We start from the raw sequence: 15,357 nt of genomic DNA on the forward strand, positions 1-15,357 counted from the left end.
GGGGCGCGGGGCCCGTGGAGGCGGCCAGGGGCCGCGTCCGGGAACCGGGCATTTTAGGCGGCCCGTCCCGGGGGCGCCGCCATGGGGCTGCTCACCCCGCCGGCGGGGTACCCGGAGTGACCCCTGAGCCCACGGGGGTGTCGCCCGTGCGACGTATGCTCGCAGCCTCTTTACTGAAAGTGAGCCGCCGCCGATGACCACCTCGATCCCCGCAACCCTCATCCCCGGCGACGGCATCGGCCCCGAGATCGTCGACGCGACCCTGGCGGCGCTCGACGCGCTGAAGGCGCCCTTCGTGTGGGACACCCAGATCGCCGGCCTGGGCGGCGTCAAGGCCTCGGGCGACCCGCTGCCCAAGGCCACGCTGGACAGCATCCGCAGCACCCGCCTGGCGCTCAAGGGCCCGCTCGAAACCCCCTCGGGCGGCGGCTACCGCTCGTCGAACGTGCGCCTGCGTGAGGAGTTCCAGCTGTACGCCAACCTGCGTCCCGCGCGCACCATCATCCCGGGCGGGCGCTACGACAACATCGACCTGACCGTGGTGCGCGAGAACCTCGAGGGCCTGTACATCGGCCACGAGCACTACGTGCCCATCGACGGCGACCCGCACGCCGTGGCCATGGCCACCGGCGTCAACACCCGCAAGGGCAGCCGGCGCATCCTCGAATACGCGTTCGACACCGCCGTGGCCACCGGCCGCAAGAAGGTCACGCTGGTGCACAAGGCCAACATCATGAAGGCGCTCACCGGCATCTTCCTGGAGACCGGCCTGGACCTGTACGAAGAGAAGTACAAGGGCCAGTTCGAGCTCGACACCGTGATCATCGACGCCTGCGCGATGAAGCTGGTGCTCAACCCCTGGCAGTTCGACATGCTGGTGACCACCAACCTGTTCGGCGACATCCTCTCGGACCTCGTGGCCGGCCTGGTCGGCGGCCTGGGCATGGCGCCCGGCGCCAACATCGGCACCAACGCCGCGATCTTCGAGGCCGTGCACGGCTCGGCGCCCGACATCGCCGGCAAGGGCATCGCCAACCCGATCGCGCTGATGCTGGCGGCCGCGCTCATGCTCGACCACGTCAAGCGGCCCGAACTGGCCACGCGCCTGCGCACCGCCATCGACCAGACGCTCAACCTGGACAACGTGCGCACCGGCGACCTCGGCGGTAGCGCCGGCACGGCGGCCTTCACGAAGGCGCTGGTCGCGCGCATCCACGGCGGCTGAGAAAAGCAGACAGTGCAGGTCGCATGAAAAAACTGCTGCTGCCTGCGCTGGTCTTCCTGCTCGCCGGCCTGGCGTGGTCCGCCGCCGGCGCCGTGGACGCGCCGCCGCGCTACACCGTCGTCAAGGTCGACCTGCGCACCGACAAGCTGGCGCTGTTCCTGAACGACGACACCGGCACCGCCTTCAAGCGCTTCGACCGGCTCGAGGCCTGGCTGAAGGCGCGCAACAAACAACTGCTGTTCGCGGCGAACGCCGGCATGTACCACGCCGACTTCGCACCCGTTGGGCTGCTGGTGCGCGAAGGCCGCGAGGAAGCACCTTTGAATCTGGCCGACGGCGTCGGCAATTTCTTTCGCAAGCCCAACGGCGTGTTCCTGGTGACGGCCGAGGGGCCGCGCATCGTCGAGGCGTTGGAATACCCGTCGATCGCTGCGAAGGGCGGTGTGCAGCTGGCGACCCAGTCGGGCCCGCTGCTGCTGCGCCACGGCGCGGTGCACCCGGCGCTCATTCCGAATTCGGATTCGCGCAAGACGCGCAACGGCGTGTGCGTGTCGGGCACCGCCGCGGTCTTCGTCCTTGCCGAGACACCGGTGAATTTCTACGACTTCGCGCTGTACTTGCGCGATGTGCTGCATTGCCGCGACGCGCTGTACCTCGACGGCACCGTGTCGGCGATCTATTCGAAGACACTGCAGCGCAACGACTTCGTGCGCGACCTCGGGCCGATGCTGGCCGTGGTGGCGCCTTGAGGCCCGGCTGCCTTTTCACTTCTGTCCCTGTCTCTTCTTCCTGCGCCATGTCCACACCGCTGCCCGTCCTGTCCCTCCTCGAAACCCGCGTCCTCGGCGTGCTGGCCGAAAAGCAGCGCACCGTGCCCGACAGCTACCCGCTCACGCTCAATTCGCTGGTGTCGGGCTGCAACCAGAAGACCAGCCGCAACCCGGTGCTCGAACTCAGCGAGTCGCAGGTGCAGGCCGCCATCGACAGCCTGAAGGGCTACAGCCTCGTGGCCGAGACCAGCGGCGGGCGCGCTTTCCGCTACGAGCACAACACCGACCGCGTGCTGCGCATTCCGTCGCAGTCGGTCATCCTGCTCACCGTGCTGATGCTGCGCGGCCCGCAAACGGCCGGCGAGCTGCGCATCGCCTGCGACCGCATGCACAACTTCGCCGACATCTCGTCGGTCGAAGGCTTCCTCAACGAACTCGCCGAACGCCCGGCCGGCGCGCTGGTGGTGAAGCTGGCGCGCCTGCCCGGTTCGCGCGAAAGCCGCTGGGCGCACCTGCTGAGCGGCCCGCCGGCGGAAGAGGTGGCGGGGCCGGGCGCCTCGGGCGACGGCGCCTTCGCCACGCACGGCGATTCGCTCGGCGAGGTCGCGGCGCTCAGGGCCAACGTGGCGCGGCTCGAGGCCGAGGTGGCGTCGCTGAAGGCGCTGCTGGGGCGCGTGTGCTCGGAGCTGGGCATTTCTCCTGACGCGCCGGACGTACCCGAGGCCTGATCCCCCGCTTCACAAAGGCTTCATCCAGCCCGCACATTCGCCGCCTACCGTCGGACCCATTGCGAACCCAATGGAGCTCCGACCATGGACCACGGACAAACAGCCGCCTGGCGCGACCCCGCGCCCTTCGACGACATCACCCGCCGCCTGCTGGGCGGGCTGGCGGCCCTGGCCGGCGTGGCCAGCCTCTACGCCTTCTTCTGGTGGGCAGCCTCGGCCACCGGCTTCCTGCTGTTCGACGGCTGGTGGCACACCTGGCGCGGCCTGGGCACGGCCCTCGCGTTCCGCGACGCGGACTCGGCGCTCTACCTGCTGAGCTGGACGCTGTCGGTCCTCGGCGGCGCGATCGGCTGGGTCGCGCTGGTTGCGCTCGCCGTGACCCATGGGCGCGGCTGGGGCGCAGTGGCGATGTGGATCAAGGTTGGCTGCTTCATCGGCGCCATCGCCGGGCTGGCCTTCGAACCCGGTCGGTTGCTGGCGCTGGCACCGATCGTCGGCGCGGTGCTGCTGATGCTGCGGTCGATGTTGTCGGCGCGCTGAGCAGGCTCACGCCCCCGCCGACACCGGCACATCCAGGCTCACCTTCACCGGGTCCATCGTCACCAGCGTGCGAAAGCGCTTGACGTTGTTGCTCTGGAAAAACAGCTGGCGGGTGAGCGCCGTGTATTGCGCCATGTCGCGCACCACGCACACGAGGATGAAGTCCCACTCGCCCGTCACGTAGTAGCACTGCTGCACCTGCGGGCAGTCGCGAAAGCTTTGCTTCATGGCGTCGAGCCGTTCGATCTGCTCGCTCTCGGCCTCGACCTCGACCACGATGGTGAGCGGGTGCCCGAGCGCGGCCGGCGACAGCACGGCGCCGTGGCGCTGGATCACGCCCTCGTCGCGCAGGCGCTTGAGCCGGCGGTTCACCGCCGCCGTCGACAGGTGGATGCGCTCGCCGAGTTCGCCCTGCGAGAGGCGGCTGTCGGCCTGGATCAGTTCGAGCAGGTGCAGGTCGAGGGCGTCGAGGGGCGTCATGAGAAAGGGCGGGCTTCACGCAAAAACGTTGCGTGGCAGCGGCTCATTTTGCGCACCTGTCCCGCTGCGTTGTCAATAGCATCTCGCCATGAAGTTTCCTGACGCACCCCTGCGCGACCAGCTGGCCGGCTGGCGGCACCAACTGCATGCGATGCCCGAGACAGGCTTCGAGGAGGCGAAGACCTCGGCCTTCATTGCCAGCGCGCTGCGGGCGCTGGGGCTCGAGGTGCACACCGGCATCGGCGGCACCGGGCTGGTCGCCAGCCTCACGGTCGGCAGCGGGACCGGCGTGATCGGCCTGCGCGCCGAGATGGACGCGCTGGCCATCACCGAGCTGGCGACCGAGCGGCCCTACGCCTCCGTCACGCCCGGGCGCATGCACGCCTGCGGCCACGATGGCCACATGGCGATGGTGCTCGGCGCCGCGCAGCTGCTGCGCGAGCGGCGCGATTTCGACGGCACCGTGCGCTTCATCTTCCAGCCCGCCGAAGAACACGGCCGCGGCGCCCGGGCCATGATGGACGACGGCCTGTTCGAGCGCTTTCCGGTCGACGAGATCTACGGCCTGCACAACATGCCCGGCTTGCCCGCCGGCACCTTCGCCACGCGCGCGGGCGGCCTGATGGCGAGCGAGGACAACTTCGTCATCCACATCCACGGCCGGGGCACGCATGCCGCGCGGCCGCACATGGGCATCGACCCGATCGTGATCGGCGCGCAGATCGTGCTGGCGCTGCAGACCATCGTCTCGCGCACGCTCGACCCCGGCGCGCAGGCCGTGGTGTCGTGCACCGAGTTCATCACCGACGGCATCCGCAACGCGATTCCGTCGAACGTGGTCATCAAGGGCGACACGCGCAGCTACGACCCCGCCGTGCAGCGCATGCTCGAGGCGCGCATGCGCGAGATCAGCGAAGGCATCTGCCGCATGCACGGCGCGGAGTGCACCTTCAGCTACACGCACGAGTTCGCGCCCACCGTGAACTGGGCCGAATGCGTGCCGACCGCGGTGGCCGCCGCCACGGCCGTGGTGGGCGCCGAGAAGGTCGATGCGAACGTGGCGCCGATGATGATCTCGGAAGACTTCGGTGCCTTCTTGCGCGCCGTGCCGGGCGCCTTCGTCTTCCTGGGCAACGGCGCCGAGGGCGAGCCCGGCGGCACGCCGCTGCACAACGGCCGCTACGACTTCAACGACGCGGTGCTGACGACGGGCGCGCGCTACTTCGCGGAAATCGTGCGCCAGCGGCTTCCTGTGCGCACCGCCGCCTGATCCATTCTTCTTTTCCGGTTTTCTTCCCATGCTCTTCGCCAATCCCCACGCGCAACGGCGCGGCTACGACGCGGCCCTGCAGGCCGTCATGAACATCGCACGCGGCCGCGAGAGCCGCCAGTGGCTGTCCACCTGGAACCGGCTCTCGCCGCAACCGACACCGGCCTGGCCCTTGCGCCGGCTCGCGGCGCAACTGGGCGTCGCGCAGGTGGTCGTGAAAGACGAATCGCGCCGCTCCGCGCTCGGCAGCTTCAAGGTGCTCGGTGCGCCCGTGGCCCTGCTGCGCCTGGTGCTGCGCCGCTGGCCCGAGCGGGGCTGGACGCCCGCCGACCTGTTCGCGGGCCGGCACGCCGAGGCGCTGCGCGACTTCGTCGTCATCAGTGCGACCGATGGCAACCACGGCCGCGCGCTGGCCGCTGCTGCGCAGAGCATGGGCTGCCGCTGCGTGATCGTGCTGCACGCGCAGGTCAGCGAGGAGCGTGAGGCGCCCATCGCCGCGCTCGGCGCCGAGATCGTGCGCATCGCCGGCAACTACGACGCTTCGGTCGAAGAGGCCGCGCGCCTGGCCCGGGTGAACGGCTGGGAGGTGGTCTCCGACACCTCCTACGAAGGCTACGAAGAGATTCCGCGCGACGTGATGCAGGGCTACGGCATCCTCGTCGACGAGCTGCTCGAGAACACCGCGCCCGGCGCGCCGTGCCCCTTCACCCACGTCATCGTGCAGGGCGGCGTTGGCGGGCTCGCGGCCGGCGTGGCGAGCCATTTCTGGGAGCGCTACGGCGCCGCGCGGCCGACGCTGATCGTCGTCGAGCCCGAACAGGCCGACTGCCTGCTGCAGAGCGCGCGCAGCGGTCGCCCCGACCGCGCCACCGGCAGCGTCGATTCCGTGATGGCGGGGCTGGCCTGCGGCGAGACCTCGCCGCTCGCGTGGCGCTTCCTGCAGCCCTCGGTCGATCTCTTCATGACCGTCACCGATGCCGACGCCGAGCACGCCATGCGCACCTTCGCCACCGGCGAGGCGGGCGACGTGCCCGTGCTGGTCGGCGAATCGGGCGCGGCCGGCCTGGCCGCGCTGCAAGTGCTCGCGGCCGACCCCGAACTGGCGCGCGCCGCCGGCCTCGACGCCACTTCGCGCGTGCTGCTGTTCAGCACCGAAGGCGCGACCGCGCCCGGCGTGTACCGCGCGCTGACCGGCCGCACGGGCAAAGAAGTCGTGGCGGCGCAGGCGCAATGGCTGCAGCGCGAAGGCATCGCCGAAGCGGCGTTGATGGCGCGCATCGACGAGCACGCCGCCATCGGCGCGACGGCACAAGGCGGCGTCTGCCGCATCGCGCTCACCGACGCCGACCGCGCGGGCCGCGACCGGCTCGTGCAGTGGATGCGCGACCTGGGCCTCACCGTGCGCATCGACCGCATCGGCAACATCTTCGGCATCCGCCCCGGCCAGCTGCCCGATGCGAAGCCCGTGATGACCGGCTCCCACATCGACACCGTCGCCACGGGCGGGCGCTACGACGGCAACTACGGCGTGCTGGCGGGCCTGGAGGTGGTGCGCTGGCTCAACGAACGCCAGCGCCAGACGCTGCGCCCCTTCGTGGTCGCCGCGTTCACCAACGAGGAGGGCGTGCGCTTCATGCCCGACATGATGGGCTCGCTGGTGCACGCGGGCGGCCTGGCGCTCGACGCGGCGCTCGACACCGTCGCCACCGACGGCGCGCGGCTGGGCGACGAGCTCGCGCGCATCGGCTACGCGGGCAACATGGCCTGCGGCGCGCTGGTGCCGCATGCGTTCGTCGAACTGCACATCGAGCAGGGCCCGGTGCTGGAGGCCGAGGGCGTCACCATCGGCGCGGTGGCCGACCTGCAGGGCATCTCGTGGCAGGAGATCGTCGTCACCGGCCAGTCGAACCACGCGGGCACCACGCCCATGCACCTGCGCCACGACGCCGGCTACTGCGCCGCCGCCATCGCGGTGTTCGTGCGCGAGCTGGCACGCCGCTACGGCGGCAGCCAGGTCGCGACCGTCGGCGCGATCGACCTGCACCCGAATCTCATCAACGTGATCGCGGCGCGCGCCACGCTCACGGTCGACCTGCGCAACACCGACGAGGCGACGCTGAAGGACGCCGAAGGCGAGTTGGCGGACTACCTGCGGCAACTCGAAACAACCGAAGGCGTGACCATCGAAGCCCGCACGCTGGCGCGCTTCGAACCGGTGCAGTTCGATGAACGGCTGGTGCGCCTCGTCGAGGCCAGCGCGCACGCCCGCGGCCTGAGCCACCGCCGCATGACCTCGGGCGCGGGCCACGACGCACAGATGATGGCGCGCATCGCGCCCGCCGCCATGGTCTTCGTGCCGAGCGCGCGCGGCATCAGCCACAACCCGAAGGAGCACACGGCGAGCGCCGACCTGGCGCAGGGCGCGAACGTGCTGCTGGACGTGGTGCTGGGGCTGCTGGACGAGGCGGACTGAGCGGCGGGAGCTCAGCCGGCCGCGTGCGCCGTCACTTCGGCACCCACCCGAAGAACCGCAGCACCTCGTCGCGCTGGCGCATCGCGTCCGCGCGCCCCAGCGCCATGAGCTCGCGCGTGTAGGCCGACTCGAACAGCAGGTAGCTCGCGAGCGCGCCGCCCTTCACGTCGGCCGCGACCTTCGAGCCGCCCAGCAGGTGCCGCACGGCGCCCGGCAGCGCGTCGACGTGGCGCGCTGCGATCATGTCGATGCGCTCCGAGGGCGAGATCACAAGCAGGTCGAGCGGGCGCAGCGTGCTCGCGGCGCGCGCTTCTTCGGGAATGAGGCCCAGCGTGTGGTTGATGCGGCGCAGGCGCTCGATGTCGACCGCCAGCGCATCCAGAAAGATGCTCGACAGCGCATGGCCGGCGATCTGCGCCATGGTCGGGTAGCCGCTGTGGGTGTTGGGCGCGGCCTCGTCGCGCGGCTCGTGCATGCGGCCCGCGCCGATCACCACGATGCGCTGCGCGCCCAGGTGGATCGCCGCCGCGATGGGCGCCGACTGGCGCATCGAGCCGTCGCCGAAGTACTCGGTGTGGCCCGGCGGCATCGGCAGCGCCGTGGCCGGGAATACGAAGGGAATGGCCGACGAGGCCATCAGGTGCGCGTGCGTGATGCGGTCGCGCACCGACAGGCGCTGCGAGCGCACCCAGGGCTCCATCGGCACCGCCGCCTCGAAGAAGGTCACGTGCTCGCCCGAGCTGTAGCTCGAGGCCGTGACGGCCAGCGCCTGCACGTGGCCCTGCTGCATGAGCGTCGGCAGGCGGTCCAGCGGCACCAGGCGTTGCAGCAGGCCGGCCAGCGGGGAGTTGTCGAGCAGCGACTTCGGCTTGATGCGCATCCAGTTGGCGGCAAAGCGCCCCAGGCCGAGCAGCATGCGCCAGCGCGCGCCGCTGCCGAGCACCGAGAGCGAGTCGGCGCGGTAGATCTGCTCGGCGCGGAACTCGCCCCACACCTGCGCGATGTGCGCGACCACGCGGTCGAAGTCGTCGGCGCCGCAGGCCAGCGCCGCGGCGTTGATGGCGCCGGCCGAGGTGCCGGTGATGATCTGGAACGGGTTGCCGCCGCCGATGGCCGCACCCGCCGCCACGGCGTCGCGCCGGATCTCGGCGATGGCTTCGAGCACGCCGACCTGGTAGGCGGCGCGGGCGCCGCCGCCTGTCAGCAGCAGGCCGGTGGCGGGGCTTGTCTCGGGCATTGCGTCGGTGTCTTTTCTTCTTCGGCGTTTTTCGGACGGGAAATGAGCGCGTCCCGGTACGGGCTTGGCGGGCGGAATAGACTACCCGCCATTCAGGAGTTTGATCAATGGCACTCACCCCCGACGGGCTCATGGACGCACTCAAGAGCGTCACGGACCCTAACACCGGCAAAGAATTCGCAGCGACCCGCTCGCTCAAAAACCTGCAGATCGCCGAGGGCGATGTCTCGTTCGACCTCGAACTGGGCTACCCCGCCAAGAGCCAGCACGCGGCCATCCGCAAGTCGCTCGTGGCCGCGGCCAAGGCCGTGCCGGGCGTGGAGAACGTGTCGGTCAACATCGTCACCAAGGTCATCAGCCATGCGGTGCAGCGCGGCGTGCAGCTGATGCCCAACGTGCGCAACATCGTGGCCGTGGCCTCGGGCAAGGGCGGCGTGGGCAAGAGCACCACGGCCGCCAACCTGGCGCTGGCGCTGGCCGCCGAGGGCGCCAGCGTGGGCCTGCTCGACGCCGACATCTACGGCCCGAGCCAGCCCATGATGATGGGCCTGGACGGGCGTCCCGAGAGCATCGACGGCAAGAACATGGAGCCCAAGGAGCGCCATGGCGTGCAGGTGATGTCGATCGGCTTCCTGGTCGACGCCGACCAGGCCATGATCTGGCGCGGCCCCATGGCCACGCAGGCGCTCGAGCAGCTGCTGCGCCAGACCAACTGGAAAGACCTCGACTACCTGATCGTCGACATGCCGCCGGGCACCGGCGACATCCAGCTCACGCTGAGCCAGCGCGTGCCGATGACGGGCGCGGTGATCGTCACCACGCCGCAAGATATCGCGCTGCTCGACGCGCGCAAGGGCATCCAGATGTTCGAGAAGGTCGGCGTGCCGATCCTGGGCATCGTGGAGAACATGGCGGTGCACATCTGCTCCAACTGCGGCCATGCCGAGCACATCTTCGGCGCCGACGGCGGCAAGAAGATGGCGGCCGAGTACCAGATGGCCTACCTGGGCGCGCTGCCGCTGGACATCAACATCCGCCTGCAGGCGGACAGCGGGGCGCCCACGGTGGTGTCCGACCCCGACGGCGAGGTGGCCGGGCTCTACAAGGCCGTGGCGCGCAGCGTGGCGGTGGGGATCGCGGAGAAGGCGAAGGACTTTTCCGCGAAGTTCCCGACGATCTCGATCAGCAAGAACACCTGAGGCCGGGGCGGGGCAGGGCGAGGGCCTGCGCAGGCGCCCCGGACGCGAGCCCGCAAGAAGAAAAAGGACGCACGCAATGAACCTGCTCGCCTCGATGCGCTACCTCGTCGCACTCAGCGAGCACAAGCATTTCGGCCGCGCCGCGCAGGCCTGCCACATCACGCAGCCGGCCCTGTCCAACGCGCTGCGCGCGCTGGAAGGCGAATTCGGCGTCGTCATCGTCAAGCGCTCCCGCGTGTACGTGGGCCTCACGCACGAAGGCGAGCGCGTGCTGGCCACGGCACAGCGCATGCTGCGCGACAACGAGGTGCTGCTGCAGGAGCTGCGCAGCGAGGCCGGCGACCCGCGCGGGCGGCTGCGCATGGCCGCCGTGCCCACCGCGATCCCGATGCTGTCGCGCTTTGCCGCGATGCTGCAGCAGCGCCATCCGGGCATCGTGCCGGCCGTGCTTTCCATGAGTTCGCAGGAGCTGGAAACAGGCCTGGAAAACCTCTCGGTCGACCTCGCGCTGGGCTACACCGAGCGCATGCACCTGCCGGGCGTCAAGCTCAAGGCCTGGCCGCAGAGCATCGAGCATTACTTTTTGCTGCGGCGCGCCAAGAAGCCCTCGGCCGACCGGCTGCGCATCGGCCGCCCCGTCCCCTGGGCCGAGGCCGGCAAGTTGCCGCTGTGCCTGCTCACGCCCGACATGCACAACCGCGCCATCATCGACCAGGCCCTGCGCGAGGCTGGCGTGGCCGCCGTGGCGCCGGCCATCGAGACCAACTCGGTGCTCACGCTCGCGCTGGCCGTGAGCGCGGGCACCGTCAGCAGCGTGCTGCCCGGCGCCATGGTCGCGGCCGTGCGCAGCCACCGCGAACTGGAGGCGCTGCCGCTGGTGGCGCCCGAGGTGCGCACGCCCATCGGCTTCATGACGCAGGAGGGCGTGCGGCCCGCGCGGGCGCTCGATGCGGCGCTGGCCTTCTTGCAGACGCCCGAATGGCAGGCGCAGGCGCGCCAGCACAGCGGCGCGCTCGACGCCGCGTAGCCCGGGCCCACGGGTGCCGATGGCACCTGGATGGTTTACCCTTCCCGCCATCATGAAATCCAAAGCCCAGTTCCGCCTGCGCATCTACCGGGACGACACCATCGCCATCGGCCCCGGCAAGATCGCCGTGCTCGAAGCCGTGGCCGAGACCGGTTCGATCTCGGCGGCGGCCCGCCTGCTCGGCATGTCGTACCGCCGCGCGTGGATGCTGATCGACGAGATGAACCAGACGCTGGCCTCGCCGGCCGTGAACACCGCCGCCGGCGGCTCGCGCGGCGGCGGCACGGCGCTCACGCCCGTGGGCGAGGACATCGTGAAGCGCTACCGCGCCATCGAGAACGCCGCGCGCCTGGCGACGGCGGCGGACGTTCGCGCGCTCACGCGGCTGCTGGCCCCATGAACGCCGCCGACATCGATCCTGTCGTCTGCCGCCCGGTCGGCATCGTGCGCAGCCGCTTCACCGAGACCTCGGGCATGCCCATCCAGACGGCGGGTGCACCCGACGAAGTGGGGCGCCTGGAGGTGTTCGCCGAGTTCGCGCCGGGGCTGCGTGACATCGAAGGCTTCGACTACCTGATCCTCGTGACGCACCTGCACCGCTGCGCGCATGAGCGGCTCGAGGTGGTGCCGTTCCTGGACGACGCCACGCACGGCGTGTTCGCCACGCGCGCGCCCGCGCGGCCCAACCGGCTGGGCCTGTCGATCGTGCGGCTCACGGCGGTGGAGGGCACGACGCTGCATTTCAGCGGCAACGACATGATCGACGGCACGCCCGTGCTCGACATCAAGCCCTACGTGCCGCGCTTCGACGTGCGCGAGACCGAGCGCGTGGGCTGGTTCGGCGCGCGGCTCGATCAGCTGCCGCGCACGCGCTCCGACGGTCGGATGGACTGATCGCCGTCGCCTGACGCATCGCCGCCGGCCGCGCCCGGCAGCAGGTCGCCCTGCCAGCACGACCACACGTCCTGCGACAGCGTTTCGCGCGCCTGCGGCGGCGCCTCGCGGATCGTGCCCATGCTGATGAAACCCGCCAGGTACTCGCCCGGCTGCACGCCGACCTGGCGCACCAGCGTCTCGTCGAAGCAGCGTTCGCCGCTCAGCACGATGGCGCCGTAGCCCAGCTGGTGCGCGGCCGCCAGCAGGTTGCCCAGCGCCGCGCCGGCGCCCAGCCACTGCTCGCGCGCGGGGATCTTGCTGCGCTCGCGCGGCGACACCACGAAGCCCAACAGCAGCGGCGGGCGCGTGGCGTGCTCGCGGGCGCGCCGCAGATCGGTGGGGCTGGCGAGCGGATCGCGGCGCAGCTTCTCCTGTTCGAAGCACCAGGCCAGCGCCTCGCGGTTCTGCGGGCGGAACTCGATCACGCGCCACGGATGCAGCCCGCCGTGGTCGGGCGCGCGCAGGCCGGCCTGGAGGATGGCGTCGAGTTCGTCGGGGTTGGGGCCGGGCGATTGCTGCCGCCGCGGCGACACCGAGCGCCGCGTCAGCAGGACTTCGAGGATGCGTTCCGCACCCGTCATGTGGTGCCACATGGTGGTCATTGCCCGCGCCGGTCGGTCCACGCGGCGCTGCGGCGCAGCACCTCGCCGATGTCCTGCGCGTCGCCCGGCGCCACCAGGAACGACTGGCTCTCGCCGCCCGGCGCGATGATCGACAGCACGAAGCCGCCGGCGTCCAGCGTGCGCTCGATGCGCCATTCGTGCACCTGCGTCACATGGCGAAGCTCGGGCCTGCCGGAGGTCGAGCGGACAACGGTGTCATGAGGGGAAAGGCGCATGGGGCGGATGGACAAAGTCTCCAACGCTGTATTCGCCAGTATATGAAGACCGGCGCATCCGTGCATCCCCGTGGGAACCAGAAGGCCGCTCATGTAACAATTACGCCGTATCTCAATGAACACGACGACCACCTCTTCGCTCATCGCCACCACCGACTGGTCGCCGCTGGTCCTGTCGCTGCAGGTCGCCGCGGTCGCGACCTTGCTCGCGCTGGTCGCGGGCGTGGCGCTGGGCTGGGTGTTCGCACGCAAGCAGTTCACCGGCTCGGGCGTGCTCGAGGCCGTGTTCATGCTGCCGCTGGTGCTGCCGCCCACGGTGATCGGCTACGCCATCCTGGTGGCGGCGGGGCGGCGCAGCCCGCTCGGCGCCTGGCTGCGCGAGCACTTCGACTACACCATCATCTTCAGCTGGCACGGCGCCGTGGTGGCCTCGGCCGTGGTGGCGCTGCCGCTGGTGCTCAAGTCGGCCAGCGCGGCGTTCTCGAACGTCGACCGCTCGCTCGAAGCCGCTGCGAGCACCTTGCGCCAGTCGCCGTTCTCGGTGTTCCTGCGCGTCACGCTGCCGCTGGCCTGGCCCGGCATCCTGGCCGGCACGCTGCTCGCGTTCGCGCGCGCCATGGGCGAGTTCGGCGCCTCGCTGATGGTGGCCGGCTCCATTCCCAAGCAGACCCAGACCCTGTCGATGGCCATCTACGACGCCGTGCAGGCCGGCCATGACGACCTGGCGCTGCTGCTGGTGGTCGTCACGTCGGTGCTGTCGATTGCCGTGCTGGTCGTGTCGAACCGCTTCTTTTCGCTTCGTTGATTCCCCCTTTTTCCAGGAGACTGTGCCCATGCGTCCGTTGCGTCCGTTGCGTCTTTTGTCCGTCGTGCTTGCCCTGGCCCTGCCGTTTGCGGCCGCCGCGCAGCAGATCACCGTGTCCGCCGCCGCGAGCCTGACCGACGCGTTCAAGGAAATCGGTCCCAAGTTCGAAGCCGCCAAGGCCGGCAGCACCGTGCGCTTCAACTTCGCCGCCTCGGGCGTGCTGCTGCAGCAGATCGGGCAGGGCGCGCCGGTCGACGTGTTCGCCAGCGCCGACCAGGAGACGATGAACCGCGGCAACGACCAGAAGCTCATCGACACCGCCACCCGCAAGGACTTCGTCACCAACAGCCTCGTGCTGGTCGAGCCCGCGCAGGGCGCTGTCGGCCTGAAGTCGCTGCAGGACCTGAGCGCCGCAAGCGTGAAGAAGATCGCCGTCGGCAAGACTGCCACCGTGCCGGTCGGCCGCTACACCAAGCAGGTGCTGGACAACGCCAACCTGTGGACCGCGCTCGAACCCAAGTTCGTGCAGGCCGACAGCGTGCGCCAGGTGCTCGACTACGTGAGCCGTGGCGAGGTCGAGGCCGGTTTCGTCTACCGCACCGACGCGGCCGTGGCCGGCGACAAGGTCAAGGTCGCCTTCACGCCCACCGGCCACACGCCCGTGACCTACCCCATCGCCGTGGTGGCCGAGAGCAAGCAGAAGGCGCTGGCCGGCGACTTCATCGCCTTCCTGTCGACGCCAGCGGCCCAGGAAGTGCTCACGCGCTACGGTTTCGGCAAGCCATGATCGATGTCGATCTGCAGCTCACGGTGAAGGACGGGGCCCGGCGCTTCGACCTCGCCGTGCGCTTCCAGACCGACGTTCCCTTCGCCGCGCTCTACGGCCCCTCGGGGGCCGGCAAGTCGCTCACCCTGCAGGCCATCGCCGGCCTGCTGCATCCGTCGGCGGGCCATGTGCGGCTCGATGGCCGCACGCTGTACGACGCGGCGCAGCGCATCGACGTGCCCGCGCCGGCGCGCCGCATCGGCTACCTGTTCCAGAACTACGCGCTGTTCCCGCACCTCACGGTGCGCGAGAACGTGGCCTTCGGACTCACCGCGTGGCACCGCCGCACGCTGCCGGCCCGCGACGCCGAGCGCGTGCAGGCGCTGCTGGCCAGCTTCGGCCTCGCCGCGCTGGCCGACAGCCGGCCTCAGAAACTCTCGGGCGGCCAGCAGCAGCGCGTGGCCCTGGCGCGTGCGCTGGCCTGCGAGCCGCAGGTGCTGCTGCTCGACGAACCCTTTGCCGCGCTCAACCCCATGCTGCGCGCCGAGCTGCGCAACGAGCTCGCGCAGGTGCGCAAGCAATGGGGCATTCCGGTGTTGATGATCACGCACGACATCGAGGACGTGCTGGCGCTGGCCGACGTGGCCTTTGTCTACAAGGACGGGCAGGTGGTGCGCGAGATCGACCTGCACAACGCCGACAGCCGCGACTTTGCGCTGCGGGAGATTGCCGGGGTGCAGGAGGTGGAGGAGACGCCGCTGCGCAGCAAGCTGCGGGGCTTGTTGATGGGTGGCGCGCGCAGCTGATGGCTGTGCACGGCATCGACGCTACAGTCGGGCGATGAAATCAGTCAACGTCTCTTCCGCGCGTTCGAAACCTGCATTTCTGGCGCGAGGCTTGGCGTCCTTGGCTGAAGCGCGTCGCAGCGGTGGGTACGTCGACGCGAACGAGCTGATGCGACGCCTCACGGCGAAGCTCGATCTGGCGGCGAAGCGACAGAAGCCGACTCATCGCTGAGCCCGTCATTTCCATTTTGAATCGCCGCATGTCGCGATTCAATTTG

18 protein-coding genes and 1 pseudogene are annotated in these 15,357 nt (G+C 70.2%); 15 read left to right on the top strand and 4 right to left on the bottom strand.

From position 1 onward, the window contains the following. Window positions 1–193: 193 nt before the first annotated feature. The 4 genes from AC1RAD_RS06130 to AC1RAD_RS06145 all read left to right on the top strand — a co-directional run bounded on the left by AC1RAD_RS06130 (window position 194) and on the right by AC1RAD_RS06145 (window position 3,263). Window positions 194–1,225 (top strand): isocitrate/isopropylmalate dehydrogenase family protein, encoded by a 1,032-nt coding sequence (locus tag AC1RAD_RS06130; RefSeq protein WP_492734186.1) that lies wholly within the window; start codon window positions 194–196, stop codon window positions 1,223–1,225. 23 nt (window positions 1,226–1,248) lie between these two features. Continuing rightward, window positions 1,249–1,974, top strand: a complete 726-nt coding sequence (locus AC1RAD_RS06135; RefSeq protein WP_492734187.1) for a phosphodiester glycosidase family protein — start codon at window positions 1,249–1,251, stop codon at window positions 1,972–1,974. A 47-nt stretch (window positions 1,975–2,021) separates the two neighbouring features. Continuing rightward, window positions 2,022–2,723, top strand: coding sequence for a YceH family protein (locus tag AC1RAD_RS06140; RefSeq protein ID WP_492734188.1), 702 nt, complete (start codon window positions 2,022–2,024; stop codon window positions 2,721–2,723). 84 nt (window positions 2,724–2,807) lie between these two features. Beyond that, window positions 2,808–3,263 carry a hypothetical protein gene (locus AC1RAD_RS06145; RefSeq protein ID WP_492734189.1) on the top strand — a complete coding sequence of 152 codons (456 nt, stop codon included), beginning with the start codon at window positions 2,808–2,810 and terminating at the stop codon, window positions 3,261–3,263. A 6-nt stretch (window positions 3,264–3,269) separates the two neighbouring features. Here the strand turns inward: AC1RAD_RS06145 and AC1RAD_RS06150 are convergent, their stop codons facing one another. Continuing rightward, on the bottom strand, window positions 3,270–3,743 hold the full coding sequence (locus AC1RAD_RS06150; protein WP_095743953.1) for an Lrp/AsnC family transcriptional regulator: 474 nt from the start codon (window positions 3,741–3,743) through the stop codon (window positions 3,270–3,272). 88 nt (window positions 3,744–3,831) lie between these two features. Here AC1RAD_RS06150 and AC1RAD_RS06155 point away from each other — a divergent pair, with 88 nt between their 5' ends. From AC1RAD_RS06155 to AC1RAD_RS06165, 3 genes and pseudogenes are all read left to right on the top strand, one after another. Continuing rightward, window positions 3,832–5,013 (top strand): M20 aminoacylase family protein, encoded by a 1,182-nt coding sequence (locus AC1RAD_RS06155; RefSeq protein WP_492734190.1) that lies wholly within the window; start codon window positions 3,832–3,834, stop codon window positions 5,011–5,013. 28 nt (window positions 5,014–5,041) lie between these two features. Further along, window positions 5,042–6,211, top strand: a pseudogene (locus AC1RAD_RS06160) (diaminopropionate ammonia-lyase); the annotation flags it as partial. Window positions 6,212–6,226: 15 nt separating this feature from the next. Then, complete coding sequence (locus tag AC1RAD_RS06165) at window positions 6,227–7,486, top strand: M20 family metallo-hydrolase (protein WP_370869605.1); 1,260 nt, start codon at window positions 6,227–6,229, stop codon at window positions 7,484–7,486. Between the two features lie 31 nt (window positions 7,487–7,517). On the opposite strand, the gene AC1RAD_RS06170 is transcribed toward AC1RAD_RS06165, so the two are convergent. Continuing rightward, on the bottom strand, window positions 7,518–8,723 hold the full coding sequence (locus AC1RAD_RS06170; protein WP_492734191.1) for a patatin-like phospholipase family protein: 1,206 nt from the start codon (window positions 8,721–8,723) through the stop codon (window positions 7,518–7,520). Between the two features lie 107 nt (window positions 8,724–8,830). Here AC1RAD_RS06170 and apbC point away from each other — a divergent pair, with 107 nt between their 5' ends. The 4 genes from apbC to tsaA all read left to right on the top strand — a co-directional run bounded on the left by apbC (window position 8,831) and on the right by tsaA (window position 11,843). Next, window positions 8,831–9,922: an iron-sulfur cluster carrier protein ApbC gene (gene apbC / locus AC1RAD_RS06175; RefSeq protein WP_062478984.1), complete on the top strand. Its 1,092-nt coding sequence runs from the start codon at window positions 8,831–8,833 to the stop codon at window positions 9,920–9,922. 76 nt (window positions 9,923–9,998) lie between these two features. Next, window positions 9,999–10,949: a LysR family transcriptional regulator gene (locus AC1RAD_RS06180; protein WP_492734192.1), complete on the top strand. Its 951-nt coding sequence runs from the start codon at window positions 9,999–10,001 to the stop codon at window positions 10,947–10,949. Window positions 10,950–11,001: 52 nt separating this feature from the next. Further along, the gene (locus tag AC1RAD_RS06185) at window positions 11,002–11,349 is read left to right on the top strand and encodes a winged helix-turn-helix domain-containing protein (RefSeq protein ID WP_062478989.1); all 348 of its coding nucleotides are present in this window, start codon (window positions 11,002–11,004) and stop codon (window positions 11,347–11,349) included. Then, window positions 11,346–11,843: a tRNA (N6-threonylcarbamoyladenosine(37)-N6)-methyltransferase TrmO gene (gene tsaA / locus AC1RAD_RS06190; protein ID WP_159274924.1), complete on the top strand. Its 498-nt coding sequence runs from the start codon at window positions 11,346–11,348 to the stop codon at window positions 11,841–11,843. The genes AC1RAD_RS06185 and tsaA overlap by 4 nt, the downstream gene beginning before the upstream one ends. Here the strand turns inward: tsaA and AC1RAD_RS06195 are convergent. Beyond that, window positions 11,804–12,487, bottom strand: coding sequence for a nitroreductase family protein (locus tag AC1RAD_RS06195; protein WP_492734193.1), 684 nt, complete (start codon window positions 12,485–12,487; stop codon window positions 11,804–11,806). The genes tsaA and AC1RAD_RS06195 overlap by 40 nt on opposite strands. Further along, on the bottom strand, window positions 12,484–12,723 hold the full coding sequence (locus tag AC1RAD_RS06200) for a hypothetical protein (RefSeq protein WP_235926764.1): 240 nt from the start codon (window positions 12,721–12,723) through the stop codon (window positions 12,484–12,486). The genes AC1RAD_RS06195 and AC1RAD_RS06200 overlap by 4 nt, the downstream gene beginning before the upstream one ends. A 115-nt stretch (window positions 12,724–12,838) precedes the next feature. Here AC1RAD_RS06200 and modB point away from each other — a divergent pair, with 115 nt between their 5' ends. The 4 genes from modB to AC1RAD_RS06220 are packed head-to-tail and all read left to right on the top strand — an operon-like array spanning window position 12,839 to window position 15,311. Next, window positions 12,839–13,528 (top strand): molybdate ABC transporter permease subunit, encoded by a 690-nt coding sequence (modB, locus tag AC1RAD_RS06205; protein WP_070061481.1) that lies wholly within the window; start codon window positions 12,839–12,841, stop codon window positions 13,526–13,528. 37 nt (window positions 13,529–13,565) lie between these two features. Next, window positions 13,566–14,315, top strand: a complete 750-nt coding sequence (gene modA / locus AC1RAD_RS06210; protein ID WP_492734555.1) for a molybdate ABC transporter substrate-binding protein — start codon at window positions 13,566–13,568, stop codon at window positions 14,313–14,315. Then, on the top strand, window positions 14,312–15,100 hold the full coding sequence (locus AC1RAD_RS06215) for an ABC transporter ATP-binding protein (RefSeq protein ID WP_492734194.1): 789 nt from the start codon (window positions 14,312–14,314) through the stop codon (window positions 15,098–15,100). The genes modA and AC1RAD_RS06215 overlap by 4 nt, the downstream gene beginning before the upstream one ends. A gap of 34 nt (window positions 15,101–15,134) precedes the next feature. Further along, entirely contained in the window at window positions 15,135–15,311 is a 177-nt protein-coding gene (locus tag AC1RAD_RS06220; RefSeq protein ID WP_492734195.1) for a hypothetical protein, read from the top strand. Window positions 15,312–15,357: the final 46 nt, after the last annotated feature.

Source organism: Variovorax sp. GW823-FHT04B03 (assembly GCF_058796495.1).